The sequence below is a fragment of the Microbacterium sp. genome (assembly GCF_047607225.1).
Lineage (GTDB): Bacteria > Actinomycetota > Actinomycetes > Actinomycetales > Microbacteriaceae > Microbacterium.
Genome location: NZ_JASGDO010000054.1, coordinates 1 through 24,232 on the forward strand (window position 1 = coordinate 1; position 24,232 = coordinate 24,232).

Sequence of the window (24,232 nt, forward strand, 5' to 3'; positions counted from 1 at the left end):
CCCGGACGCGCGCGGGTCGGCGAAGCGCTCGCGCAGGTGCTGTGGACGCCGCCGTCCTCGTCCGAGCCGGCGGCCGGCGCCGCCGAACCGGCGTGGCGACCCGGCCGCCGTCCCGTGGCCTTCGTCAGCGCTCCCGGCCCGCGCGGAGCGGAAGTGGCGTCGATATGGGAGAAGGGGGGAAGCGAGGTCGCCCGCGTCGATGCCCCCGAGGCCGCCATCGGGCCGGGACGCGTCGTGTGGGGCACTCCCGAGTCCTGGCTCGGCCACTGGCGTGCGCTGGCACAGGCCCGGGCCGACGCCGTGATGGTCATCGACGCCGCGTGCGCGGGCGAGTTCCGCGCGCTCACCGGCATCCGCGAGCTCCCGCCGGTCGTCACGCCTCACGCACGCCGCGCGTGGGAAGTGGCGGCCGGAGTCGTGTCGCGAGTGGTGCTACCGGGATGACCGTCCCGAAGGATCGCCGGTTTCCGGTCGCCGGCGATCTCAGTGTGAGACGGCGGCGGGAGTCAGCACCGAGTCGCGCGCGACGAACGGCATTCCGTGCGCTTCGGCGACCCCGGCGTTCACGATCGATCCCGCCGTGACGTTCAGGCCTGCCGCCAGCGCCGGATCGGCCGACAGGGCACCCTCCCAGCCCAGCGTGGCGATTCGCCGCACGTACGGGAGTGTCGCGTTGGTCAGCGCCGACGTGGAGGTGTGAGGCACGGCGCCCGGCATGTTCGCCACGCAGTAGAAGACGCTCCCGTGAACGGTGAACGTGGGCTCTGCATGCGTCGTCGGACGCGTGTCCTCGAAGCAGCCGCCCTGGTCGACGGCGATGTCGACGAGAACCGATCCGGGCCGCATCCGCGAGACCATCTCGTTCGTCACGAGCTTGGGTGCCTTCGCACCCGGAATCAGGACCGACCCGATCACGAGGTCGCTGGACACGACGGCCCGATCAAGATCCAGCGGGTTCGACGCGGCTGTCTTGACGCGTCCCTGGAAATGGTCGTCGAGAAAGCGCAGCCGGGCGATGTTCGTGTCGAAGACGGTGACGTCGGCGCCCATGCCCGCGGCGATCACCGCGGCATTCGCGCCGGCGACGCCGCCACCGATGACCGTGACCGTGGCGGGACGGGTGCCGGGCACGCCCGACATGAGCACACCGATTCCGCCGGAGGATCGCATCAGGGTGTGCGCCCCCACGGTCGGAGCGAGTCGGCCGGCCACCTCGCTCATCGGGGCGAGCAGGGGCAGGCCGCCTCCGGGCAGCTGCACCGTCTCGTAGGCGATCGCCGTGATCCCGCTCTCGCTGAGTCGCTCGGCCAGGGGGCGATCGGCCGCGAGGTGGAGATAGGTGAACAGCACCAGGTCGTCGCGGAAGTAGTCGTACTCCGCCGCGATCGGCTCCTTCACCTTGAGCACCAGCTCGGCCCGCGCCCAGACCTCCGCCGGGTCGTCGAGCAGTGTCGCCCCCGCCTGCGCGTACTCCGCATCGGTCATCGACGAACCGGCGCCCGCGCCGCGCTGCACGAACACCTCATGGCCGCTCACCGCCAAGTCGTGCACGCCGGCCGGTGTCAGGGCGACGCGGTACTCGTTGTTCTTGATCTCGGTGGGGACGCTGATCCTCATGGGTTCCTCTCGCGCCCGCGTCAGGGGTGATGATCCGGGCTCGTGGCAGGCCGGCGGCTCACGTCCCCGGCGTGGACGCCGTCGGGCGGATTGCGCCGACGTCGGCTCCGCCCCCGCTCACGCGAAGGGGGAGCACAGCCATCGTGGCGGCAACCTCGCTCGAGGTCAACGCTCCGTGCCTCTCCAACAGAGACAGGGCGATCGCCGTCGCGGCCCGCCCGCTCCCGTCGAGGACCTTCAGCGCGACCGTCGTCCCATCGGGGGCGACCATCACCATGACCCCTTCTGCGCCGCCCTTGGCGAACACGCCGAGCCGTTCGATCGCGATCGTGTCGGGGCGCCCGGGCCCGTCTATCGTCCACGGGTTCTCTCTCACGGCCCGCACGAGAGTGCCCGCGAGGCGATGCAGGGCAAAGGGCGAGCGCTCCGATGCGGTGCCGATGCGGTGGATCGCCCGGCCGAGCGCAGTGAGAGACATGCCGTAGACCGGCGCGCCGCATCCGTCGACGGCCGTCGCGCCGACCTTCGCTCCGGTGAGGCGTTCGATGACCTCGCGCAGGTGCACCTGCAGCGGGTGAGACGGGTCGAGATAGCCTCCGGTCTCCCATCCGTTGGTCACGCAGGCGAGGAGCATCGCGGCGTGCTTGCCCGAGCAGTTCATGCGCACGCGCTGCGGCTCTCCGGTTGCCCGGACCATGTCGTCGCGCGCATCCGCGTCACCGGGCCATGCGGGCGGACACTGCAAGGCGCCCTCATCGAGGCCCGCGCTGTCGAGGATGCTGTGGACGACCGCGACATGACGATCGGTGCCGGAGTGGCTGGCAGTGGCCAGCGCGAGCCGTTCGCCCTCGAGGGGAGCGCCCGCCGTCACGCAACCGAGGGCTTGCAGCGGCTTCATGCTCGACCGCGGGAGGATGGCGGCATCGACGTCGCCGAGGCTCTCCACGACCACGCCGTCGGGGCTCAACACCAGGGCGGCACCGCTGTGCCGAGATTCGATGAACCCGCTGCGTTCGACGACGGCGAGCTCGACGGCGGAGGACACGGAGAAGGTCTGCGGCACGCCCGTCAGCCTAACGCGCAGCTCCGTCCGCCTGGTCATGACCACCGGGACCTGGCGTCCCGTCGAGGGGGCGCCCGCCATTGACCTCCACTCCGCCGGAGCGGTGGCAGACTGGTCGGCGTGTGGGGCGAACATCGATATGCCGTGAAAGCCACCTGGACCGGCAATCGCGGGTCGGGAACGAGCGGATACCGCGACTACGACCGCGCCGTGACCTTGACCGTCGACGGCAAACCCGAGATCGCGGCCTCCAGCGACAAGCCGTTCCGTGGCGATGCCACCAGATGGAACCCCGAAGACCTCCTCCTGGCCGCCTTGTCCGAGTGCCACCTGCTCTCCTACCTCCACGCCTGCGTGCAGGCCGGCGTCGTGGTGGTCTCGTACGAGGACGACGCAAGCGGCACGATGGTGGAAGACGGCGCCGGCGGCGGCGCCTTCCGCGAGGTCGTCCTGCGCCCGAGGGTCGTCGTGGCCGAGGAGAGCATGCGGGCAGCGGCCGAGGCGGCGCATGCCCAGGCGAATGCCTGGTGCTTCATCGCCAACAGCGTGAACTTCCCGGTTCGTCACGAGCCGGTCATCAGCGTCGCCTGACGCCGAACGCCCACTCCCGCCGACGGCTAGCGCCGCTCGTGCGGAAGGACCTGCCTCAGGCGTTCCACCGGGTTCTGTGCGGGAGCCTCGTTGTATGACCCGGCGAGCTCCTGGCCCGACAGTGCGTGGATCGCGGCCATGATCTCGTCGGTGGCCGCCCGGCGCGCGCGGCCCGACGAGGCCGGACCGTGATGGGAGAGGTCCAGCGGCTCTCCGTACCGGATCGTCACGCGCGGGCGGAACCGGGGCCATTTGGCGCCGACGGGCATCGCCTCGTTCGTCCCGATGAGGCCCACGGGCACGACTCGGGCTCCCGATTCCAGGGCGAGGAACGCGACGCCGGTGCGGCCCTTGTAGAGGCGGCCGTCGAGGGAACGGGTCCCCTCCGGATACAGGGCGATGGCGCGTCCCGACTCCAGGATGCGTCGCTGCTGGTCGAGAGCATCGAGAGCCGCTTGCCCCGCGCCCCGCTGCACCGGTGTCGCACCGATCGCGGTGAAGAACTGGCGGCTGATCCAGCCGGCGATGCCCTTGCCGTCGAAGTACGACGACTTCGCAAGGAAGTAAACGGGCCGCGGCGCGAACATCGGGATGACGAAGGAGTCGATGAACGACAGGTGGTTGCTCGCCAGGATCACCGGACCCTTGCGCGGCATGTGCTGGGCGCCTTCGATGCGAGGCCGGTAGATCAGCCGGGCCAGCGGAGCGACGACCCACCGCCCGACGACGTAGGTGAAGCCCACTCCCGAGACGTCGTCACTGGATGCCTCCACCGAAGTCGGTTCCGGCGTCTGGGGTTCAGTCACCAGACGAGGGTACTCCCGATCGCATTCCGGGCGTGGTATGACGCTTTCACAGCGGGGACAGAAGAAGATGCGCCAGGATAGGAGGGTTCTGCCCCGGCCGGGGTGCTTCCCTTCACTCGTGAGGTCTCTTCGTGCGTCTTCGCCCGCTCGCCACCGTGTCCATCGCCGCTGCATCGGCGCTTCTGCTGGCCGGTTGCGCCGGACTGGGTGGAAAGGCGCCCACGCCGACGGCGAGCCCGACGGCCACGGCGGCCGTGGACCTGTGTGACGCGATGGCGGCGCCGGGCGACGCGTCGAAGGCCGTGTCCGTCTCGGGCAAGTTCGGAGCCGAGCCCGACAAGGTCGAGTTCGCCTCACCGCTCACGGTCGACGACGTCCAGGTCAGCGTGCTGGAGAAGGGCAAGGGGGATCCGCTCGTCGCGGGCGACTACATCTCGTTCGCCTTCAACGCCTTCAGCGCCGAGACGGGCAAGCCCCTCGGAACTGCCGGATACAAGCCCGGCGAGATGCTGCCGACGCAGATCTCGGCTGCCACCGGTCTCGGGCAGCTGCTCGGCTGCAGCGCTCCGGGAACGCGGATCGTGGCGACCTTCCCCGCGACCGAGGCGACCGAGTCGACGCCGGCCGCCGCTGCCGAGGTGTACGTGATCGATCTCCTCTCCGTCGTCCCGACCGCCGCGTCCGGCGAGCAGCAGGAGCCGGTGCCCGGCATGCCCACCGTCACGACGGGCGATGACGGCGCGCCCGAGATCTCCATCCCCGACGCCGACCCGCCCACCAAGACCGAGGTGGCGACCCTGAAGAAGGGTGACGGCCCCGAGGTGCGCTCCGGCGACACCGTGCTGATCCAGTTCCGCGGCATGCGGTGGTCGACCGGCAAGCTCTTCGACGGTGGCGACACCTGGGCCAGCGGCACTCCGTACTCCGCGCAGACCACCGGTTTCGTCAAGGGCTTCCAGAAGGCCCTCGACGGTCACACCGTCGGGTCGCAGGTGCTCGTGGTGATCCCGCCCGCCGACGGCTACGGCGAGGGCAAGATCAACGACGCCGACCTGAAGGGCGAGACGCTCGTCTTCGTCGTCGACATCCTCGGGGTGCAGCACGCCGCTGCCGCTCAGTGAGCCGGTGACCGCAGGGTCCTAGGGTGGGAACCATGCGGCGCGTCCTGATCCTCGGTTCCACCGGCTCGATCGGGACGCAGGCGCTCGATGTCATCCGCGCGAACCGTGACCGGTTCCATGTCGTGGGGCTCGCGGCCGGCAGCGATCGTGTCGCCCTCGCGAGGCAAGCCGCCGAGTTCGGCGTCTCGGCGACCGCGCTCGGGGCCGCCGAGGCCGAGGCGCTCGTGCGCGACGTGGCAGCAGACGTGGTGCTCAACGGGATCACCGGATCGGTGGGCCTCGGGCCCACGCTCGCCGCTCTGGAGACCGGACGAACCCTGGCGCTGGCGAACAAGGAATCCCTCATCGTCGGCGGAGAGCTCGTGACCGCCATCGCCGCGCCCGGGCAGATCGTCCCGGTCGACTCGGAGCATTCCGCCATCGCCCAGGCCTTGCAGGCGGGCGCGCCCAGTGAGGTGCGCCGGCTCGTGCTCACCGCCTCGGGGGGGCCCTTCCGAGGCCGAACCCGAGAAGAGCTGTCGGCCGTCACGCCGGCCGAGGCGCTTGCCCATCCCACCTGGGACATGGGCCGTGTCGTCACGACCAACTCGGCGACGCTCGTGAACAAGGGGCTCGAGGTGATCGAGGCGCACCTGCTGTTCGGTGTGCCGTACGACGCGATCGATGTCGTCGTCCATCCGCAGTCGATCGTGCACTCGATGGTCGAGTTCGTGGACGGGTCGACGATCGCGCAGGCCTCTCCGCCGGACATGCGGTTGCCGATCTCTCTCGGGCTGGACTGGCCGCACCGTGTGGCGGGCGTAGGCGCCCCGCTGGACTGGACCCGAGCGACGTCCTGGACCTTCGAACCCCTGGACGACGACGCCTTTCCCGCCGTCCGCCTCGCCAAGCAGGTCGGCCGAGCCGGTGGCACCTATCCCGCCGTGTTCAACGCCGCCAACGAACAGGCCGTCGACGCTTTTCACGACGGCGAGCTCGACTTCCTCGGGATCCTCGACACGGTGTCCCACGTCGTGGATGCCCACACTCCACCCTCGAGGTTGACCCGGGAGACGCTGACGGAGGCGGAGCGCTGGGCGAGGGTCGAAGCAGATCGCCGGATCAGTAGGTCGTGAGGCCGTAAGCCCGGAACTGCGCACGCACGCGCTCGGTGAGCTCCGGCGACGGAGCGGGCGTGTCGGCCAGCTCATACGACCGCCCGACGGCATCCCACTTGTCGCGGCCCATCTGGTGGAAGGGCAGCACCTCCACGCGAGAGACCGCCCCCGCGCGCCGCGTGTTCAGCTCCGCCGCGTACTCGGCGACGCGGTCGATCGAGGCGGCGTCATCGGTGAGGTCCGGGACGAGGACGTACCGGATCCAGATCTCCGGGCCATCGGGGCGGTCTGCCAGCCGCCGCCCGAAGCGGAGCGTCGGCTCGAGGTCTCGGCCGGTGACGCGGCGATAAGTGGCGGGGTCGCCGCTCTTGACGTCGAGCAGCACCAGGTCGGTGTCGTCGAGCATCGCATCGGTCGCGTTCTGGCCGAGATAGCCGGAGGTGTCCAGGGCCGTGTGGATCCCGAGTTCCTTCGCGCCCCGAAGGATGCGCGCGGCGAACGCCGGCTGCATCAGGACTTCGCCGCCCGAGAGCGTGATGCCGCCGCCCGTGGCGCGGAAGACGCCGACGTAGCGGCCGATCCGCGCGAGCAGCTCGTCACTGGTGACCGGCTTGCCGTCCTTCATCGCGAGGGTGTCGGGATTGTGGCAGTAGAGGCAGTGCAACGGGCATCCGCTGAGAAACGTCGTGAGCCGGGTGCCGGGGCCGTCGACGGCGGTCACCAGCTCCCAGGAGTGGACGGAACCGAGCCGGCCCTCGCGCATCGCGGTGAGCCGGTCGTGGTGGTCGAGGGTCTCGACGTGCAGCCCGTCGAGACCCGCACCGGCGCGGCGTGCCGCGGGCGCCTGGAGGGGGACCTCCAGGCGCACCGCGTCGTCCGGCAGCGCCGCGTCGTGCATCGGCGCCGGTTCCTCGGGGCGACGGAGCATCGTCGCAGCCATGTCTTCAGCTCTCCTTCGCGGGACGGGTGTCGTCACATCGAGCCGTGGAAGGTGCGCGACAGCACGTCGAGCTGCTGTTCGCGCGTGAGCCGCACGAAGTTCACCGCGTAGCCCGAGACCCGGATGGTGAGCTGCGGGTAGTTCTCCGGGTGCTCCATGGCGTCTTCGAGCGTCTCGCGGTTGAGCACGTTGACGTTCATGTGGTACCCCTCCGACCCGACGTACGCGTCGAGGAGACCGGCGAGGTTGTGCACCTGCTCCTCCTTGGTGCGACCGAGTCCTGCAGGGACAACCGTGTTGGTGAGCGAGATCCCGTCCTGCGACTGCGAGTACGGGAGCTTGGCCACCGACAGTGCCGAAGCGAGCATGCCGTGCGTGTCGCGTCCGTTCATCGGGTTCGCTCCCGGGGCGAACGGCTCTCCCGCGCGACGGCCGTCGGGGGTGTTCCCGGTCGCCTTGCCGTAGACGACGTTCGAGGTGATCGTGAGCACCGACTGCGTCGGAAGGGCGTTCCGATACATCGGGTGACGGCGGATCTTCGCCATGAACCGCTCGACGAGGTCGACGGCGATGTCGTCGGCGCGGTCGTCGTCGTTGCCGTACGTCGGGAACTCGCCTTCGATGACGTAATCGACGACGATGCCGCGCTCATCGCGAACCGGGGTCACGGTGGCGTACTTGATCGCCGCGAGCGAGTCGGTGGCCACCGACAGGCCCGCGATGCCGCATGCCATCGTCCGCAGCACATCCTTGTCGTGGAGGGCCATCTCCAGGCGCTCGTACGCGTACTTGTCGTGCGACCAGTGGATGCAGTTGAGCGCTTCGACGTAGGTCTCGGCCAGCCAGTCCATCGTCTTGTCGAATCGCGCCATGACGTCGTCGAAGTCGAGGGGGCCGTCCCCGACCGGGGAAGCGAGGGGCGAGACCTGCTTGCCGGAGACCTCGTCGCGGCCGCCGTTGATGGCGTAGAGGAGGGTCTTGGCGAGGTTGACGCGTGCCCCGAAGAACTGCATCTGCTTGCCCACGCGCATGGGACTGACGCAGCAGGCGATCGCGGCGTCGTCACCCCACGCCGGCCGGATGATCTCGTCCGACTCGTACTGGACGGCGGAGGTGTCGATCGAGACCTGCGCGCAATAGTCCTTGAACCCCTGCGGCAGAGCCGGGCTCCAGAAGACCGTCATGTTCGGCTCGGGGGCCGGTCCGAGGTTGTACAGCGTCTGCAGGTAGCGGAAGGAGTTCTTCGTCACGAGCGGGCGCCCGTCTTCACCGACGCCACCGATCGTCTCGGTGACCCACGTCGGGTCTCCCGAGAAGAGCGAGTCGTACTCCGGTGTGCGCAGGAACCGGACGATCCGCAGCTTGATCACGAAGTCGTCGATGATCTCCTGCGCCTGCTCCTCCGTCAGCACGCCGGCGGCGAGGTCGCGTTCGACGAACACGTCGAGGAAGGTCGAGGTCCGGCCCAGCGACATCGCGGCGCCGTTCTGCTCCTTCACGGCACCGAGGTAGGCGAAGTAGAGCCACTGCACGGCCTCGCGGGCGTTCGTGGCGGGACCGGAGATGTCGAAGCCGTACGAGGCCGCCATCTCCTTGAGCTCGGCGAGGGCGCGGATCTGCTCGGCGTGCTCCTCGCGCTGGCGGACGACCTCTTCCGTGAACGGCATGGTGTCCAGGCCCAGCTTGTCGACCTTCTTGGCCGCGATGAGGGCGTCGACGCCGTAGAGCGCGACGCGGCGGTAGTCGCCGATGATGCGTCCGCGGCCGTAGGCGTCGGGGAGGCCCGTGATGATGTGGGAGCTGCGGGCGGCGCGGACATTGGGGGAGTAGACGTCGAAGACTCCCTGGTTGTGGGTCTTGCGGTAGTCCGAGTACACCTTCTTGAGCGTCTCGTCGACCTCGTATCCGTAGGTCTCCAGGGCACCCTCGACCATCCGCCATCCGCCGTTGGGCATGATGGCGCGCTTGAGTGGCGCATCGGTCTGGAGCCCGACGATCACCTCGTCCTCGCGGGCGATGTAGCCCGGTGCGTGGGCGGTGATGCCGGCAGGGGTGTGCGGGTCGACGTCGTAGATGCCGCGCTCGCGTTCCTCGGGGAACATCGCCGCGAGCGTGTTCCAGATCCGGGTCGTGCGCGCGGTGGGCCCGGCGAGGAAGCCCGCGTCTCCCTCGTAGGGCGTGTAGTTGCGCTGGATGAAGTCGCGGACATCGATGCCGTCCTGCCACGGGCCGGCGGCGAAGCCGTTCCATGCAGCGGGGAGGGCGTCCTGTGCGGCGGGAGTGACGGTGGTCATGATCGCATTCCTTGCTTCCTCGTGGGACCGGATGGACGGAACGACTCGCCCAGGGGCTCCGGATGTCTCCACGATATCCCTTGTGGTCAGACCACAACAGAACGATTGTGGACTTCCGTGGAGAACGCAACGAAAGTGCGGAATAGGTTGTGGTCAGTCCACAACGTCGGCGACGGGCCACCCGGCGTCTTCGAGGGCCTCGGCAGCGAGGGCGGGCGCATCGAACGGACGCTTGACCCCCGCGATCTCGCGGTAGCGCTGGTGCCCGGGACCTGCCCACACCAGGGCGTCGCCGTCGCGGAGCAGGGAGACCGCAAAGGCGATGGCCTCTTCGGGAGACGCGCACTCGTGGATCTCGGCGTCCGGACGTGCTGCGCGCGCGCCGGCGATCACCGCGGCCCGGATCGCGGCGGGATCTTCGGATCGGGGGTGCTGGTCGGTCACGACGAGCACGTCGCTGCCCCGGACGGCCGCAGCGCCCATCTCCGGACGCTTCGTCGTGTCTCGATCACCGTTTGCCGCGGTCAGCATGACCACACGCCCCGGAGTGACGTGGCGGACGGCGGCCAGCGTCTTCACGAAGGCGTCGGGCGAGTGGGCGAAGTCGATGTAGACGGCGGGGCCGTCGTCACCGGACACGCGCTGGATCCGTCCCGGCAGGTCGGCGGGGACGCGTGCCTCCGACAGCAAGGCCTTCACGGCGTCCCAGGCGTAGCCGGCCTCCACCAGCATCACGATCGCGAGCCCCGCATTGGCAGCCATATGGCCGCCGATGACGGGGACCGTCGTGACCAGCTCGCGTCCGTCGCGATGCGACAGGCGGAAGCGCGTGCCGTCCTGGCGCTCCTCGACGATCGCCACGGTCCAGTCTGCTTCTGCCGCGACATCGGCCAGCGCGGGGGTGAGGACGGTCGTGACGGGCACTTCGGCGCGACGGGCCACCTCGCGCCCTTCGGGGCTGTCGATGCAGACCACGGCGCGACGGGATCGGTGCGGGCGGAAGAGGTCGAGCTTGGCCTCGAGATACGTGGCCATGTCGCCGTAGTCGTCCAAGTGGTCGTGGGTCAGGTTGGTGAAGCCCGCCACGTCGAACAGGAGTCCGTCGACGCGGTGGCGCGACAGCGCCTGGGCGCTCACTTCGAGCATGGCCGCGTGCACGCCACGCTCTCGCATGAGGGCGAGCAAGGCATGCATCTCGGAGGCCTCGGGCGTGGTCAACCGGGACGGGATCACCTGACCGGCGATGTGACGTTCAGCGGTGGACGAGAGGCCGGTCACGATCCCGAGCGCCGCGAGGATGCCCTCGACGAGATGAGAGACGCTCGTCTTCCCGTTCGTTCCGGTGATCGCGAGCAAGAGCGGCATGTCCCGGTCGGTGCCGTAGACCCACGCCGAGAGATCGCCGAGACGTGCCCTCGGGTCGTCGACCACGAGCACCGGCACACCGGTCGCTGCAGCCGGTACGGCACCCGCCTCGTCGGTCACGATCGCCACGGCGCCGCGCTCGACGGCCTCCGGGGCGAACTCGGCGCCGTGACGGTGCGCTCCCGCGATCGCGACGAACACTTCACCCGAACGCAGATCGCCGGTGGCCAGGGTGATGCCGCGGACACTCACGCCGGAAGGGTCACCGATGACGCGGTCGGCGAAGCGGTCGGCGAGATCGGCGAGCGACCGAGAGGGAGTGTGCTCGGGACGAAGGACCGGCGGCGTGGGGGCGATGTCGGACATGGCCCGTCCATCCTCTCATCCGAGGCCCGTTCCTCCCCGGCGGCGCACGTGTGCCTCACGGTTGACGAACAGCGGCGGCACGGTCGGTGCCGGGGCACACGGAGGGGATCGCGTCGAGCGCATCCCCTCCGTGCGGTCGTCAGGACGCCCGGCGTCGCAACAGGGTCATACCGAGAGCGGCCAAGGCGGCGACGAGCGCGCCGCCGGCGAGCCAACGAGCCACGGGATCGGCGGCGTCGGACGCTGCCGATCCTTCGGCCTTCGGAGTGGAGCCGGTGGCATCGTGGTCTCCGCCGTCGCCGTGTCCGTCACCGGTCGAGGCTGCCGCGGGCCCGACCGCGACCACCGGTGCCGGGGCATCGAGGTCGTGGGCCTCCTGTCCCTCTTCGGCGATCTGATTCCAGTTCGTCTCGCCGGTCTGGCAGGTCTGCAGGACCGGGAAGGCGATGTCGGAGTCGGCGACGGAGGAGGAGAAGATCGCCTCGAGCGCCACCGAGGCGCTCACGCCGTCCTCCACCGGGGTGAGGGCGGTGAAGGTGACCTGCGTCGGGATGCCGTCGGTGCCGACCTCGCGGGAGATGGTCCACGCGCCGTCGAGCACGGGAGTGATCCCGTCGACGCCCTCCGGGATGTCGATGGTGAGGGCGGTCGTCGGCGAGCCGTCGCAGCCGTGGCTGAAGCTGAAGGCGAGTCGCGTGGAGGAGTTGGCCGCCGCCTCCTCCGGTGTGACGTGGACGTGGGCGGATGCGGCGAGGGGGGCGGCGACGACGAGCGCGGCGGCAAGGCCCACGCCGCCGACGGTCAGCCGCGCGCGACGGCGCGAGGAAACGGATCGAGTCATGAGGGTGCTTTCTGTGTGAAGAGGTCGATGCGCCGCGGGCGGAGAAGCCGGCGACGAGAGCCGGTTGAGACCGGCCAGGATCAGAACGCCGCGGCGGGCGGACCTCTTCGGGAGAGCACGGACAGGAAGACCGGCGCGGGGCCGGTGACAGCGTGCGCCGGAGCGAGCAAGCGCGGGCGCGGTGGCGACACGATCGGTGAGAGGGCGCGCGCTACCGCCGAGCGGAGACCACGGGCGATCCGACGCACGGCGGCTTCGCCGGTCAGCAGCAGGATGACCGTCAGCACTCCGGCGACGGCGTGAGTGACGAGCATGCCCGGGGTCAGATGCGCGTGCGACGCCGCTTCGCCGTTCGGCATCGAGAGGGTCACGAGCGCTGCCGTCGAGCCGTGGTGGTGTCCGCCGCCGATCCGGACGGTTGCGGCGCCGTCCAGGAGCACGAACGCGACGTGCAGCAGAGCCTGGGTCAGCAGGACGCTCGTCATCGTTCCCGCCGCGCCCATCCGCCGACCCGCGAGCCACACGCTGCAGGGCAGGACGAGGAGCGCGACGCCGATCACCATCCACCACGCCGGCGCACCGCCTCCGGCCAGGGTATGGGCGGTCGCGGCGAGCACGGTGGCGATGACCGCGGCCGCGGCACCGCGCAGAGCGCGCTCGCGTCGCGTCGCCCGCCCCCGTTCGTGCATGACTCCGAGCCTATCGGGCGCGGGGCGCGGCCAATTCAAAGCTCGTCCGAGTAGCCTGAGCGATCGTGACCGTCATCGCATTCGTCATCGGGGTCGTCATCCTCGTGCTCGGACTGGGCGTCTCGATCGCTCTCCACGAGATCGGGCATCTCCTGCCGGCGAAGCTGTTCCGCGTGCGCGTGGGACAGTACATGGTGGGTCTCGGCCCGACGCTCTGGTCGCGGCGCATCGGAGAGACGACCTACGGGGTCAAGGCGCTTCCGCTCGGCGGCTTCATCTCGATGTCCGGCATGTACCCGCCGTCGCCGCGAGAGACGCGCCTGGGTGGCGGTTTCTTCGCGACCATGGTCCAGGACGCCCGCGCCGCCAACGACGAGACACTGGTGGGCCGAGGGGACCGCCGTGCGTTCTACGAGCTCCCGGTATGGCGCCGGATCGTCGTGATGCTCGGTGGGCCGATCATGAACCTGCTCCTCGCGATCGTCTTCATGACGATCGTGCTGTCGGGAATCGGTGTCCAGACCCCGACCACGACCATCGCCGCCGTCGATGCCTGCGTCCTTCCCGCGACCGAGAACCGTGGCGCGTGCGAGCCGGGGGATCCGCAGTCTCCCGCCGCTGCCGCCGGCATCCGTCCGGGCGATCGGATCGTGTCGGTCGCCGGGACCGCGGTGGCCGACTTCGAGGCGGCGACGAAGATCATCCAGGCCTCGCCGGGCGAACGGCTGGATGTCGTCATCGAGCGAGACGGTGAGCGCCGGACGCTCGAGGTGACGCCGCTGCTGGCGGAGCGCTCCATCACCAAGGCCGACGGAACGACCACGACGGCCGAGGTCGGGTTCGTCGGCATGACCGCGACCGTCGCTCCCGTGCCCCAGCCCATCTGGGAGGGGGCGGCGACGACGTTCGAGCGCACGGGACAGGTCGTGGGCATCATCGGTCAGTTGCCGGCGCGGGTGTACCAGACGGCGGTCGACACCTTCAGTGGCGCCGGGAGGGATCCGAACGGTCCGCTCTCGGTCGTCGGGGCGGGGCGCCTGGCGGGAGAGGTCGCCGTCGTCGATGCGCCCATCCTCAACCGGGCCGCAGCGATCCTCGAGCTCCTCGCCGCCCTGAACATCGCTCTGTTCGTCTTCAACCTCGTGCCGCTGCTGCCCTTGGACGGCGGGCACGTCGTCGTCGCACTGTGGGACGGGGTCAAGCGCGCGTGGGCGCGCCTCTTCCGCCGTCCGCCGCCCCGGCCCGTCGACGCGACGCGGCTCGTGCCGCTCACCTTGATCGTGGTGGTGGCTCTCATCGGGATGGGCGGCGTGTTGATCCTCGCCGACATCGTCAACCCGGTGAAACTGCTCGGCTGACCGGCCGCGCGCCCATCCGGAGAGGCTCTCAGTCCGCCGTGCGCGCGAAGGCGAAGCCGATGAGTCGCTCGAGGGTCGCCAAGCCGTCTCGCGAGAGGATCGACTCCAGGTGGCCCTGTACCGAGGAGAATCCCGGTCCGCGGAGGGCGTAGACATCTCCTGTCTCCGGGTCGGCGGCCACGTCGGCCTCGGCGAATCGCGACGTCCCCCCGGGGACACGGGCGGTGAAGGTGTTGTAGAACCCGATCGAGGCCGGTTGCCCGAACACGTCGACCGACTTCTGCAGACCCTGGTGTGGGCTGTCGAGCGGCTCGAGCGCGATACCCAGGTGGTCGGCCAGGATCTGATGGCTGAGGCAGACAGCGAGAAGCGGACGACCTGCCTCGCGGCGCGCGGCGACGATCTCGCGCATGCGTCGGATTCGCGGGTTCCCGGCGTCCCGCGGGTCGCCCGGTCCCGGTCCCGAGACGAGCAGGTCGGTCTCGATCGTCGTGTCGGCGGCGTGCCACGGCGTGATCGTGACCGCGAAGCCGAGGTGGCGGAGCTGGTGGGCCAGCATCGTCGTGAAGCGGTCCTCGGCATCGACCACCGTCGCCGTGCGCCCCTCGAAGGGGCCGGTGTCCTCGCGGCCCTGCGGTTGGAGCCAGAACGGCGCGAGCCGCTCGTTGCGCGCAGCCAGCAGGGCAGCGATCTCGGGATCGTCGACGAGACGCCGGGGCTGGGGGGCCGGGGCGTCTTCGTCGAGTGCGGCGGCGTCCAGGAGAGCGGCTTCCGCCGCGTGGTCGCGCTCGACAGCGCCGAGGGCTCCCAGCACCCCGGCCGCCTTGCCGTGGGTCTCGCCGACCTCGCCGTCGGGGTCGGAGTGGCGGACGAGAGTGGCTCCGACCGGCACGCGCAGACGGCCGCCTGCCAGGTAGGCCGTTCGGATCAGGATCGGCGCGTCGAGGTCGTGGCCTCCCGAGGCCGCATCCGGGGTGAACAGCGCCGCGACGCCCGAATAGTATCCGCGCGGTGAACGCTCGTGGCGCGTGATGACGGTGCACGCGTTCTGCATCGGCGAGCCGGTCACGGTGGGCGCGAACATGGTCTCACGCAGGATGTCGCGAGGGTCCATCGCGCTCGTGCCCCGCAGCATGTACTCGGTGTGGGTGAGCCGCGACATCTCCTTGAGATGCGGACCGGTGATACGTCCTCCGTCGCTGCACACGGCGGACATCATCTTCAGCTCCTCGTCGACCACCATGAACAGTTCCTCGGTCTCCTTGGTCGAGGAGAGGAACTCCGCGAGTGTCTCTCGACTGGCGCCGCCGGCGGGGTGGCGGAACGTGCCGGAGATCGGGTTCATCGTCACGACGCCGCCCCGAGCGCTCACGTGGGCCTCGGGACTTGCTCCCACCGCGATGTGTCCGTCGGTGACGACGAGGAACGTCCAGTACGCGCCGCGTTCGTGTTCGAGGAGCGCGCGGAACCAGGTGAGGCCAGCCGTGACCGGATCCACCGACACCTCGGCCGTGAAGTCGCGCCGGATGACGAAGTTCGCGCCTTCGCCGCGCCCGATCTCATCGCGGATCACCCGGCGGACGATGTCGGCGTACTCCGCGTCGGAGATGTCGAAGCCCGCGTCCGTCAGCGGAACCGGGGCGGACGGAAGCGCGGCGACGACCTCGTCGCGCGGGGAGCGGTAGTGCTCCTCGACGACCAGGCATCGCAGCGGCGCCGTGTCGTCGTGGCATTCGAAGCCGCGTTCCACGACCTGCCGGAACGGCACGAGTGCCAGGACTTCGCGGGGAGTCCCTGCCTCATCGGTGAGGGGGATGTCGCCGAGGAGGGCGACATCGACGACGGTCCCCGTGAGCAGTTCCACGGACGCGGGGTCGCGGCTGAGGAGAGCGAAGGGTGAGCCGTGCGCGACGGCGGACCGGAGCGCATCGAACGCGGGACGGAGCGGATCGGCGTCGGACATCGGAGGAGCCTTCCGGGTATGGCGGGCGATCGCCTGAGACAGAAAAACCGCCCGGGACAGGGGCGGTCAGGTCTGAGTTCGCGAACACACCGCCTAGAAGGCGGGCCACCACGTGCGGTTCGAGAGCATGCGCTCACGATAGCAGGATCGGGCCGTGCCGCCGCTCCGCGCCAGGTCCTGGGAGCGCGGCGGGGTTCAGCCGGCGCACAGGGCCCGATGCCACCGCTCGGCGTAGGCTGGAGGGGTGCCAGCAGTCAATCTCGGGATGCCGCGCGTGCCCGACGTCCTCGCCCCGCGTCGCAAGAGCCGCCAGATCCGCGTCGGCAAGGTGCTCGTCGGCGGTGACGCTCCGATCAGCGTGCAGTCGATGACGACCACGCCCACGACCGACATCAATGCGACGCTCCAGCAGATCGCGGAGTTGACGGCCTCCGGCTGCGAGATCGTCCGGGTCGCGGTTCCTTCTCAAGATGACGCGGACGTGCTTCACATCATCGCCAAGAAGAGCCAGATCCCCGTCATCGCCGACATCCATTTCCAGCCGAAGTACGTTTTCCAGGCCATCGACGCGGGCTGCGCCGCCGTGCGGGTAAACCCCGGCAACATCCGCAAGTTCGACGATCAGGTCGGTGCGATCGCTCAGGCGGCCAAGGCAGCCGGAGTGTCCCTGCGGATCGGCGTGAACGCCGGTTCACTCGATCGTCGCCTCCTCGAGAAGTACGGGAAGGCGACTCCGGAGGCGCTCATGGAGAGCGCCGTCTGGGAGGCGTCGCTGTTCGAGGAGCACGACTTCCACGACTTCAAGATCTCGGTCAAGCACAACGACCCGATCGTCATGGTGAAGGCGTATCGGCTGCTGGCCGAGCGCGGCGACTGGCCGCTCCACCTGGGCGTGACCGAGGCGGGGCCGGCGTTCCAGGGCACGATCAAGTCGGCGACGGCATTCGGGATCCTGCTCTCGGAGGGCATCGGCGACACGATCCGGGTGTCCCTGTCCGCGCCGCCGGCCGAAGAGGTCAAGGTCGGGCACCAGATCCTGCAGTCGCTGAACCTTCGCGAGCGCAAACTCGAGATCGTCTCCTGCCCCTCGTGCGGGCGCGCCCAGGTCGATGTCTACACGTTGGCCGACAACGTCACCGAGGGACTGAAAGACATGACCGTGCCGCTGCGGGTCGCGGTCATGGGCTGCGTCGTCAACGGACCGGGGGAGGCGCGCGAGGCCGACCTGGGAGTTGCCAGCGGCAACGGCAAGGGGCAGATCTTCGTCAAGGGCGAGGTCATCAAGACTGTTCCCGAGGCCGACATCGTGGCGACGCTGATCGAAGAGGCCAACCGCATCGCGGCCGAGATGGGTCCGGATGCCCCGCTCGGGACCGCGCAGGTCGTCACGTCTTAGTCCCTGGAGCTCATGCTCCGGAATGCGCTCCCATCGGAGCGCGATCGGTGCGTGGCGCGGAGTCGAGCGCCGCGTTCAGGTCGGCGATGAGGTCGTCGACGTGCTCGAGTCCGATCGACAGCCGCAAGATGTCGGCGGAGGGCCGTGCCTCGGGCGTCACAGGGCGATGGGTCAGCGCCGCCGGGTGCTGGATGAGCGAGTCGACTCCACCCAGCGACACGGCGTGTGTGAACAGTCGGGTGGTCTGGGCGACGTGGGAGGCGGCCGCGTATCCGCCGCGCAGGCGGATGGCGATCATGGCCCCACCGCCACGGAGCTGAGAGCCCACGAGCGGGCTGCCCGACCGTCCGGGATAGAACACCTCGGCGATGTCGTCTCGGCCGGCGAGCGAGTCGGCGAGTCGGGCCGCGCGTTCCTGTTGCGCCGCGATTCGGAGCGGGAGAGTCGGAAGGCCGCGGTGCAGCAGATAGGCCGCCCAGGGGTGCAGGATCGCTCCGGTGATCGCGCGGATCGGGCGCAGGCGCTCCGTGATCTCGTCGGAGCAGGCGATGACACCCCCAACGACATCGCCGTGCCCGCCGAGGTACTTCGTGGCGCTGTGGAGGGACATCGCTGCACCGTGGGCCAGCGGATTCTGGAGGACGGGGGTCGCGAAGGTGTTGTCGACGAGCACGGGCACCTCACCGGCCGATCGCACGACGCGCGCGATGTCGACGAGCTCGAGCGTCGGATTGGCCGGCGTCTCCACGATCACCAGGCCGGTGTCGGCGCGGACGGCAGCCTCGACCTCCTCCGCCTCGCAGAAGGTGACCTCGGTGCCGAGCAGACCGCTCGCGAGGAGATGATCGGTGCCGCCGTAGAGCGGCCGCACGGCGATCACGTGCCGTCTCCCGCGCGCGGTGGTGTGCGCAAGGATCGCCGCGGTGAGGGCGGCCATGCCGGACGAGAAGGCCACGGCCTGGTCGGCGCCCTCGAGGAGTGCCAGCGCCGTCTCGAACCTCGCCACGGTCGGGTTCCACAGTCTCGCGTAGACGTTGCTGCCTCCGTTCGGAGGGGTCGACCCCGTGGCCAGCGCCTCGTAGGAGTCCCCGCCGCGCGCCACATCGGGCAGGGGGTAAGTGGAGGAGAGGTCCAGCGGGGTGGCGTGTACGCCGAGCTCGGCGAAGTCGTCTCTCGCGGCGTGGACGGCGATGGTCTCCAGGTGATCTCCGAGCGTCATGGCCATGATCTTGCTCCATTGCTCGACGCGACCAGATGGCGATGAATGAAAACACAGAAGAGAGCTGCGATCCTGGGGTCATCAACAAGTCAGAGGTCCAAGGAGGCTCCCGCATTGCCTGATCAGCGATCGACCCCGCTCGATGCTCTCGACCTTCGGCTGCTGGCCGCTGTCGTCTCTGCGCCGACCGCCTCCAACAAGGCGCTCGCGGCGGGCCTCGGTGTGGCCGAGTCGACCTGCGCCTACCGGCTGCGTGCGCTTCGCGCCCGTGGCGTCCTCTCCCTCCCGCAGGTCGAGGTATCGCCGCCGGCCGTCGGTCTTCCGCTCCAAGCGGTGATCCGGGTGAGACTCGGTCGGCACGATGCCGAGGGAGTCGGGCGCTTGTTCGACGACCTGGTGCGCACGCCGGGCGCGCTGGAGGTGTTCCATTTGGCGGGAGCCGACGACTTCCTCGTGCACGTCGCTGTCGGAGACGCCGCGGCACTGCGCGATATCGTTCTGCAGCACATCACCGTGCATCCGATCGTCCGCACGACGGAGACGAACCTCGTCTTCGAACGCCGTGCCGGTGTCGGCGTGGTGCCGCGTCTGACGCGGGCTGCATCGGAGGGATGACGGCGTCGCCTCACTGCAGACAGAACTCGTTGCCTTCGGGGTCCCGCATCTGGACGTAGAGCTCGGGCCACGGACCCCACGTCTGATCGACGATCCTCACGACGCTCGCGCCGGCGGCGACCAGGCGGTCGGACTCCGCTCTCAGCGCGGACCGGCGATCACCCGTGCCGTCGTCCGGCGCCGTGACATCCAGATGCACTCGGTTGCGTCCTTGTTTCGGGCCGTCGGCGTGGTGGAAGAACAGGCGGGGGCCTCGTCCTTCCGGATCCTCCGCCAGGCCGCGCGAGGTCAGGTCCTCCGGTTGCAGGCCTCTCGCGAGCAGGTGGGCCCGCAACTCGTCGTCGAACTCCGCGTAGGGATAGCCGAACACGTCGGACCAGAACCGTGCGAGGGCGGGAGGGTCGTCCGCATAGAAGGTGATGTTGCCGAGGGTGGCCATGTTGTCCTCCGATCCGCGCCTCAGTCCAGGCTCGCGCTCGAAGCCGACAGTACTCCTGGCCGCGCGAGGGGCCACTTCCTCGGTGTATTCCTGAGAGGGAATGGGTGAGACCGCATTGTTATGGCCCGCCCCTGGTTGGGACCGCTCCCGTCGTGAAACGATTCGTCCATGAACCGGACGCTCCGTGCTCTCCTCGTCGCCGTTGCCGCCGTCTCGCTTGTCGCGTGCGCCCCGACCGCGCGTCCTGGCGGCTCCCCGACGCCGGCGTCGTCGCCGTCGGCAGCCGCCGACCCGACACCGAGTGTGGAGCCGGCCACCACGCCGACGATCCCCCTGGGAGGCGAGTGCGACGACGTCCTGTCCGCTGTGCAACTGGACGACATGCTCGGCGAGGGATGGAAGACCCGTGACGAGAGGGTGCTGGAATGGGTGCCGGACAACCCCATCCTGCCGACCGCCGGGGGGCTGGAGACGATCGGCGGGCTCGACTGCCACTGGATGATCGGCGGAGACTTCTCCGCCGGCTCGCCGGGGGACCTGGGGGTCGTCATCGTGCCCGCGGTCCATGCCGAGCTTCCCTCGGTGAACGACCTGACCGAGATGCACTGCGACCCGGCGTACGACACCACGATCTGCCGATTGGGACGCGTCATGGGCGACGTGTGGGTCCTCGTCAGCACTGGCGTGCCCGGTGATGAACTGGACTCCGCCGCGTTCTTGCCTCAGGCGCTCGATGCCGTCGCTGCGACCATCGGCGACGGGGTCGAGGCGGCGGCCCTTCCACCGGCTGCGGGATGGTGGGCCCTCCCGGAGTGTGCCGACATCGCCGAGCAGGTCCGTCTGGAGGACTTCCTCGGCGAGGGGTATCGCAGCGGGTACTGGGAGGGCAGTCCACAACGCGAACAGCTGATGCTCGCCGACGCGGGCGCCCAACTCACCTGCCCCTGGTTCACGGGGGAGGCCGGAGGCGCTCCCGACGGCGCCTTCTACATCGTCTCCCTGGATCTCGCGCCGGGAGCGGCGTGGAGATGGGACGAGATCGCTGGCGCGCAGGATGCGATCGTGGCGAGCGTGACCGGAGCCGATGCCGCCGTCGCGTTCGATCTGGGCGAGGGCAACGCCGCCGTCTTCGCCACCGACGGGGTCAATGTGCTCGAGGTCTCCGGAGTGCCGGAGGGGATGGCACTGACGCTGGCGGAGCGGGCGTTGTCGGCGATGGGATGAGGTCTCTCGGCGCTCAGGGCCACAACGAGTGATAGGCGTTGATGGCAGGCTGGCCGCCCAGGTGCGCGTACAGGACGGTGGAGTCACGCGGGATGTCCCCCGACTCGACGAGATCGATCAGTCCCGCCAGTGACTTGCCTTCATACACCGGGTCGGTGATCATGGCCTCCAGCTGGGCGCCGAGCGCCATCGCCGTCATCGTCGAATCGACGGGCACGCCGTAGAGGTCTCCGGCCCATCCGTCGAGCACCTGGATCTCGTCGTCGCGGAGGTCGCGGCCCAGCTCGATGAGCCCCGCGGTGTGGCGGGCGATGCGCTCCACCTGTGCCCGGGTCTGGCGAAGAGTCGCCGAGGCGTCGATGCCGATGACGCGTCGGCGCACACCGGTCAGCTCCTCCAGCGCGGCGAAGCCGGCGATCATGCCGGCGTGGGTCGAGCCGGTCACCGTGCACACGATCACGGTGTCGAAGAAGATGCCGAGGCTCTTCTCCTGCTCGGCGACCTCGAACGCCCAGTTCGCGAAGCCCAACCCGCCCAGCCGGTGTTCGGAGGCGCCCGCGGGAATGGGATACGGAGTTCCTCCGGCAGCCTCCACCTCGGCGAGGGCCTGTCGCCACGAGTCGCGGATACCGATGTCGAAGCCGGCGTCGTCGAGCCGGGTGTCCGCGCCCATCATGCGCGAGAGAAGGATGTTCCCGACGCGGTCATTGGTGGGGTCGTCCCACGGCACCCACTTCTCCTGGACGAGACGCGCCTTCAGGCCGAGGTGTGCGGCGACGGCAGCGACCTGGCGCGTGTGGTTGGACTGATAGCCGCCGATCGAGACGAGCGTGTCGGCTCCGCTGTCCAGGATGTCGGGGACGATGTACTCCAGCTTCCGCACCTTGTTGCCGCCGAAGGCGAGGCCGCTGGCGACGTCCTCGCGCTTGGCCCACACCTGCGCGCCGCCGAGGTGCTGCGTGAGACGCTTCAGGTGGTGCAGGGGGCTCGGTCCGAACGTCAGCGGATAGCGGGGGAAGTCGGCGAGGATCATGCGGTTCCTTGCGATGGAGGGGCGGCGTGATACGCAATATATCGCACGAGGCGGACGAGTGGCGCGGCGCGAGGCGGGCCTGGGTCGCGGCGGGTCAGTGGAGCGCACCCCCGACGAGCGCCGGTGTTGCGCCGGGCTCGAGCGAGGTCATGACGGCCAGGCGAACAGCCTCCGCAATCGCGTCTGCAGGCAATCCCGGCTGGCCCTCGGGCGCGTAGTCGCTCGACCAGGGCACGTGCACGAACCCCACACGAGCACGCGGGGACGCATCGTGGAGTGCGGTGAAGAAGACGTGATTGCACACGAATGTCCCGGCGGAGTGCGATACCTCCGCCGGGATCCCCGCCGCGGCGATGGCGGCGGCGACCGCTTTCACCGGCACGGTCGAGAAAGCCGCTGCGGGCGCACCCGACACGCTCGGCACATCGACGGGCTGGTGGCCGGCGTTGTCCGGGATGCGTGCGTCCAGTAGGTTCACAGCGACGCGCTCGACGCCCACCATCGCCCGGCCGCCAGCCAGCCCTGTGGCGAGCACTACGTCTGGCCGGTGCGCCGCGAGCAGCTCGCGAAGGCGTGCGGCAGCTCCCTCGAATGTCACCGGAAGGACGTCCGTGACCAGGCGTGCAGGCCCATCCCACTGCGCGGCTACCCGTCGCACGGCTTCGCCACTGGGGTTGACGGCGTCCCCTCCGAACGGCTCGAACCCGGTGAGGAGTACCGTCGTCATCGCATCCCGCTTCCACGGTTCGACTCGACCGGCGCGAACTCCGTCGTCCCCGTGGTCACATCGGCCTTGGTGAGCCGCAGTCGAACGGTCGAACCCGGCTCGGCTGAGAGCCCGACGACCTTGGAGTCGACCGGCGGCTGCGCCAGCTGCACGCGGGCGCCGTCGGTGCGGCTTCCCACCACGACAGCGGTGAACTCCGCCCCTTCGTGGCCGTGCAACACGGCGGCCTCCACACGATCGAGCACTCCGGCCGTCAACTGACTCGAGCGCTGAGCGCTTCGGCTCATGAGAGCCGGGAGCTCGTGGAGGCTCTCCGTGGCCCATCGGGGCGCCTCTCTGCCGTTGGCGAGAGCTTCACAGATCACGAGTACCCACCGGTCGACCAGCCTCCGCAACGGCGCCGTGGCGTGCGCATAGGGAGCGCCGATCGCGGCCTGGATCGTCTCCGCGGGCGTCTCGCCGCAGAACGCGACGTAGCCGGCGCCGCGGAACAACCCTCCGGCGTACTCCTTGATCGCCCGCGCGGCCGGCGAGCGATCCAACGACTGCAGGTATTCGCCGTACGGCACCTCCGGAAGCCAGGGGATTCCGAGAGCCACCGTGCGGCTGCGAAACTCGGCGAGATCATCGGCTGCGGCAGGCGGCAGGGTGCGAAGGATGCCGACGCCGCCCCGCAGCATGATCTCTGCGGCTGCCATGCCCGTCAGGAGGGAGACCTGCGCGTTCCAGTCCTCCAGGGGCACGCCCTCGCGGCGCTCCAGGCGATAGCCGTGCTCCTCGACCACCACCCGCGTCTCCGGCAAGTTCAGGCTCGCTCCGCCGCGCTCCTGCTCGCGCGATGCGCGTTCCCGTCCGAACCATGGCATGGCGGCGAGCGGGGCGGGTGCGGACCCCGCGTCGATCGCACGCTGGGCGCTTTCGTAATCCCACTGGCGGCGCGAACGGATGACCGCCCGAATCAGCTCGGTGCGGACGGGAACAGCGTCGTCGTCCAGTTCGAACCGCCAGACGAACGCCCTCCGGTCTCGGTCGGGCAACAGTGACGCCGCGTCCTCACCGAGGACACGAGGGTGCAGCGGCACCCGCCCATCGGGCGCGTAGAGCGTCTGTCCGCGGCGGCGAGCTTCGAGGTCGACTGTGCCGCCGGGCACGACGTAAGCGGGTACGTCGGCGATCGCATAGTGCAGCACGCCGCCGGTCGGTGTGCGGGACAGATGGACGGCCTGATCCAGATCGGTCGAGCCGGGCGGGTCTACCGTCACGAACTCGATCTCGCGGAGGTCCGCAAGACCCGCTGACGCGGGGTCGGTGGGTGTGCTGTCGCGAGCAGCGAGGGCCTCTGCTTCCACTTCCGCGGCGAACGCAGGCGGGAGGTCGAGGCTCTCTCGGAGCGCCGCCAGCGACTCTGCGAGCTCTTCGCGGATCTCGCTCGGCACCAAGCGCGATCGACGGGAGGACACGCGGCCAG

21 protein-coding genes and 1 pseudogene are annotated in these 24,232 nt (G+C 69.8%); 8 read left to right on the forward strand and 14 right to left on the reverse strand.

Going from position 1 to position 24,232, the window contains the following annotated elements; all coding sequences use genetic code 11:
• A pseudogene (locus tag QM591_RS10840) lies at window positions 1–444 on the forward strand (hypothetical protein); the annotation flags it as partial.
• A 39-nt stretch (window positions 445–483) separates the two neighbouring features.
• Here the strand turns inward: QM591_RS10840 and ald are convergent.
• Window positions 484–1,617 carry an alanine dehydrogenase gene (gene ald, locus QM591_RS10845; RefSeq protein ID WP_415132416.1) on the reverse strand — a complete coding sequence of 378 codons (1,134 nt, stop codon included), beginning with the start codon at window positions 1,615–1,617 and terminating at the stop codon, window positions 484–486.
• Window positions 1,618–1,675: 58 nt separating this feature from the next.
• Entirely contained in the window at window positions 1,676–2,680 is a 1,005-nt protein-coding gene (locus QM591_RS10850) for an asparaginase (protein WP_415132417.1), read from the reverse strand.
• Between the two features lie 120 nt (window positions 2,681–2,800).
• On the opposite strand from QM591_RS10850, the gene QM591_RS10855 reads away from it, so the two are divergent.
• Window positions 2,801–3,271, forward strand: a complete 471-nt coding sequence (locus QM591_RS10855) for an OsmC family protein (protein ID WP_415132418.1) — start codon at window positions 2,801–2,803, stop codon at window positions 3,269–3,271.
• 26 nt (window positions 3,272–3,297) lie between these two features.
• Here the strand turns inward: QM591_RS10855 and QM591_RS10860 are convergent, their stop codons facing one another.
• Window positions 3,298–4,077: a lysophospholipid acyltransferase family protein gene (locus QM591_RS10860; protein ID WP_415132419.1), complete on the reverse strand. Its 780-nt coding sequence runs from the start codon at window positions 4,075–4,077 to the stop codon at window positions 3,298–3,300.
• A gap of 131 nt (window positions 4,078–4,208) precedes the next feature.
• Between QM591_RS10860 and QM591_RS10865 the strand changes: the two genes are divergently transcribed.
• Together QM591_RS10865 and dxr are read left to right on the forward strand one after the other, a co-directional pair.
• Entirely contained in the window at window positions 4,209–5,198 is a 990-nt protein-coding gene (locus QM591_RS10865; RefSeq protein ID WP_415132420.1) for an FKBP-type peptidyl-prolyl cis-trans isomerase, read from the forward strand.
• 32 nt (window positions 5,199–5,230) lie between these two features.
• Window positions 5,231–6,313: a 1-deoxy-D-xylulose-5-phosphate reductoisomerase gene (gene dxr, locus QM591_RS10870; RefSeq protein ID WP_415132421.1), complete on the forward strand. Its 1,083-nt coding sequence runs from the start codon at window positions 5,231–5,233 to the stop codon at window positions 6,311–6,313.
• On the opposite strand, the gene pflA is transcribed toward dxr, so the two are convergent.
• From pflA to QM591_RS10895, 5 genes are all read right to left on the reverse strand, one after another.
• Window positions 6,300–7,235 (reverse strand): pyruvate formate-lyase-activating protein, encoded by a 936-nt coding sequence (gene pflA / locus QM591_RS10875; protein WP_415132422.1) that lies wholly within the window; start codon window positions 7,233–7,235, stop codon window positions 6,300–6,302. The two genes, dxr and pflA, sit on opposite strands and share 14 nt — an antisense overlap.
• Before the next feature lie 32 nt (window positions 7,236–7,267).
• On the reverse strand, window positions 7,268–9,529 hold the full coding sequence (pflB, locus tag QM591_RS10880) for a formate C-acetyltransferase (protein ID WP_415132423.1): 2,262 nt from the start codon (window positions 9,527–9,529) through the stop codon (window positions 7,268–7,270).
• A gap of 153 nt (window positions 9,530–9,682) precedes the next feature.
• Window positions 9,683–11,260: a Mur ligase family protein gene (locus QM591_RS10885; RefSeq protein WP_415132424.1), complete on the reverse strand. Its 1,578-nt coding sequence runs from the start codon at window positions 11,258–11,260 to the stop codon at window positions 9,683–9,685.
• A 139-nt stretch (window positions 11,261–11,399) separates the two neighbouring features.
• Window positions 11,400–12,101: a DUF1775 domain-containing protein gene (locus tag QM591_RS10890; RefSeq protein WP_415132425.1), complete on the reverse strand. Its 702-nt coding sequence runs from the start codon at window positions 12,099–12,101 to the stop codon at window positions 11,400–11,402.
• A gap of 80 nt (window positions 12,102–12,181) precedes the next feature.
• Complete coding sequence (locus tag QM591_RS10895) at window positions 12,182–12,790, reverse strand: hypothetical protein (protein WP_415132426.1); 609 nt, start codon at window positions 12,788–12,790, stop codon at window positions 12,182–12,184.
• A gap of 65 nt (window positions 12,791–12,855) precedes the next feature.
• Between QM591_RS10895 and QM591_RS10900 the strand changes: the two genes are divergently transcribed.
• A complete protein-coding gene (locus QM591_RS10900; protein ID WP_415132427.1) occupies window positions 12,856–14,148 on the forward strand; it encodes a M50 family metallopeptidase in 1,293 nt (430 codons plus the stop codon).
• A gap of 28 nt (window positions 14,149–14,176) precedes the next feature.
• Here QM591_RS10900 and QM591_RS10905 read toward each other — a convergent pair whose 3' ends face one another.
• Window positions 14,177–16,111, reverse strand: coding sequence for a chorismate-binding protein (locus QM591_RS10905; RefSeq protein WP_415132428.1), 1,935 nt, complete (start codon window positions 16,109–16,111; stop codon window positions 14,177–14,179).
• 265 nt (window positions 16,112–16,376) lie between these two features.
• Here QM591_RS10905 and ispG point away from each other — a divergent pair, with 265 nt between their 5' ends.
• On the forward strand, window positions 16,377–17,507 hold the full coding sequence (gene ispG, locus QM591_RS10910) for a flavodoxin-dependent (E)-4-hydroxy-3-methylbut-2-enyl-diphosphate synthase (RefSeq protein WP_415132443.1): 1,131 nt from the start codon (window positions 16,377–16,379) through the stop codon (window positions 17,505–17,507).
• 10 nt (window positions 17,508–17,517) lie between these two features.
• On the opposite strand, the gene QM591_RS10915 is transcribed toward ispG, so the two are convergent.
• On the reverse strand, window positions 17,518–18,726 hold the full coding sequence (locus QM591_RS10915; protein WP_415132444.1) for a trans-sulfuration enzyme family protein: 1,209 nt from the start codon (window positions 18,724–18,726) through the stop codon (window positions 17,518–17,520).
• A gap of 114 nt (window positions 18,727–18,840) precedes the next feature.
• Between QM591_RS10915 and QM591_RS10920 the strand changes: the two genes are divergently transcribed.
• Window positions 18,841–19,341: an Lrp/AsnC family transcriptional regulator gene (locus QM591_RS10920; RefSeq protein ID WP_415132429.1), complete on the forward strand. Its 501-nt coding sequence runs from the start codon at window positions 18,841–18,843 to the stop codon at window positions 19,339–19,341.
• 10 nt (window positions 19,342–19,351) lie between these two features.
• Here QM591_RS10920 and QM591_RS10925 read toward each other — a convergent pair whose 3' ends face one another.
• Entirely contained in the window at window positions 19,352–19,780 is a 429-nt protein-coding gene (locus QM591_RS10925; RefSeq protein WP_415132430.1) for a VOC family protein, read from the reverse strand.
• Between the two features lie 168 nt (window positions 19,781–19,948).
• On the opposite strand from QM591_RS10925, the gene QM591_RS10930 reads away from it, so the two are divergent.
• Window positions 19,949–21,004, forward strand: a complete 1,056-nt coding sequence (locus tag QM591_RS10930) for a hypothetical protein (protein WP_415132431.1) — start codon at window positions 19,949–19,951, stop codon at window positions 21,002–21,004.
• Window positions 21,005–21,017: 13 nt separating this feature from the next.
• Here the strand turns inward: QM591_RS10930 and QM591_RS10935 are convergent, their stop codons facing one another.
• The 3 genes from QM591_RS10935 to QM591_RS10945 form a co-directional block, all read right to left on the reverse strand.
• A complete protein-coding gene (locus tag QM591_RS10935) occupies window positions 21,018–22,037 on the reverse strand; it encodes a 1-aminocyclopropane-1-carboxylate deaminase (protein ID WP_415132432.1) in 1,020 nt (339 codons plus the stop codon).
• A 94-nt stretch (window positions 22,038–22,131) separates the two neighbouring features.
• A complete protein-coding gene (gene pcp, locus QM591_RS10940; protein ID WP_415132433.1) occupies window positions 22,132–22,764 on the reverse strand; it encodes a pyroglutamyl-peptidase I in 633 nt (210 codons plus the stop codon).
• Window positions 22,761–24,224, reverse strand: a complete 1,464-nt coding sequence (locus QM591_RS10945; protein WP_415132434.1) for an RNB domain-containing ribonuclease — start codon at window positions 24,222–24,224, stop codon at window positions 22,761–22,763. The genes pcp and QM591_RS10945 overlap by 4 nt, the downstream gene beginning before the upstream one ends.
• Window positions 24,225–24,232 lie beyond the last annotated feature (8 nt).

What these genes read in the sequence shown, in the direction of transcription:
- ald (WP_415132416.1), bottom strand. Translation starts at nt 1,617, where the DNA reads ATGAGGATCAGCGTCCCCACCGAGATCAAGAACAACGAGTACCGCGTC.
- dxr (WP_415132421.1), top strand. Translation starts at nt 5,231, where the DNA reads ATGCGGCGCGTCCTGATCCTCGGTTCCACCGGCTCGATCGGGACGCAG.
- pflA (WP_415132422.1), bottom strand. Translation starts at nt 7,235, where the DNA reads ATGGCTGCGACGATGCTCCGTCGCCCCGAGGAACCGGCGCCGATGCAC.
- pflB (WP_415132423.1), bottom strand. Translation starts at nt 9,529, where the DNA reads ATGACCACCGTCACTCCCGCCGCACAGGACGCCCTCCCCGCTGCATGG.
- QM591_RS10885 (WP_415132424.1), bottom strand. Translation starts at nt 11,260, where the DNA reads ATGTCCGACATCGCCCCCACGCCGCCGGTCCTTCGTCCCGAGCACACT.
- QM591_RS10890 (WP_415132425.1), bottom strand. Translation starts at nt 12,101, where the DNA reads ATGACTCGATCCGTTTCCTCGCGCCGTCGCGCGCGGCTGACCGTCGGC.
- QM591_RS10895 (WP_415132426.1), bottom strand. Translation starts at nt 12,790, where the DNA reads ATGCACGAACGGGGGCGGGCGACGCGACGCGAGCGCGCTCTGCGCGGT.
- QM591_RS10905 (WP_415132428.1), bottom strand. Translation starts at nt 16,111, where the DNA reads ATGTCCGACGCCGATCCGCTCCGTCCCGCGTTCGATGCGCTCCGGTCC.
- ispG (WP_415132443.1), top strand. Translation starts at nt 16,377, where the DNA reads ATGCCGCGCGTGCCCGACGTCCTCGCCCCGCGTCGCAAGAGCCGCCAG.
- QM591_RS10915 (WP_415132444.1), bottom strand. Translation starts at nt 18,726, where the DNA reads ATGACGCTCGGAGATCACCTGGAGACCATCGCCGTCCACGCCGCGAGA.
- QM591_RS10925 (WP_415132430.1), bottom strand. Translation starts at nt 19,780, where the DNA reads ATGGCCACCCTCGGCAACATCACCTTCTATGCGGACGACCCTCCCGCC.
- QM591_RS10930 (WP_415132431.1), top strand. Translation starts at nt 19,949, where the DNA reads ATGAACCGGACGCTCCGTGCTCTCCTCGTCGCCGTTGCCGCCGTCTCG.
- QM591_RS10935 (WP_415132432.1), bottom strand. Translation starts at nt 22,037, where the DNA reads ATGATCCTCGCCGACTTCCCCCGCTATCCGCTGACGTTCGGACCGAGC.
- pcp (WP_415132433.1), bottom strand. Translation starts at nt 22,764, where the DNA reads ATGACGACGGTACTCCTCACCGGGTTCGAGCCGTTCGGAGGGGACGCC.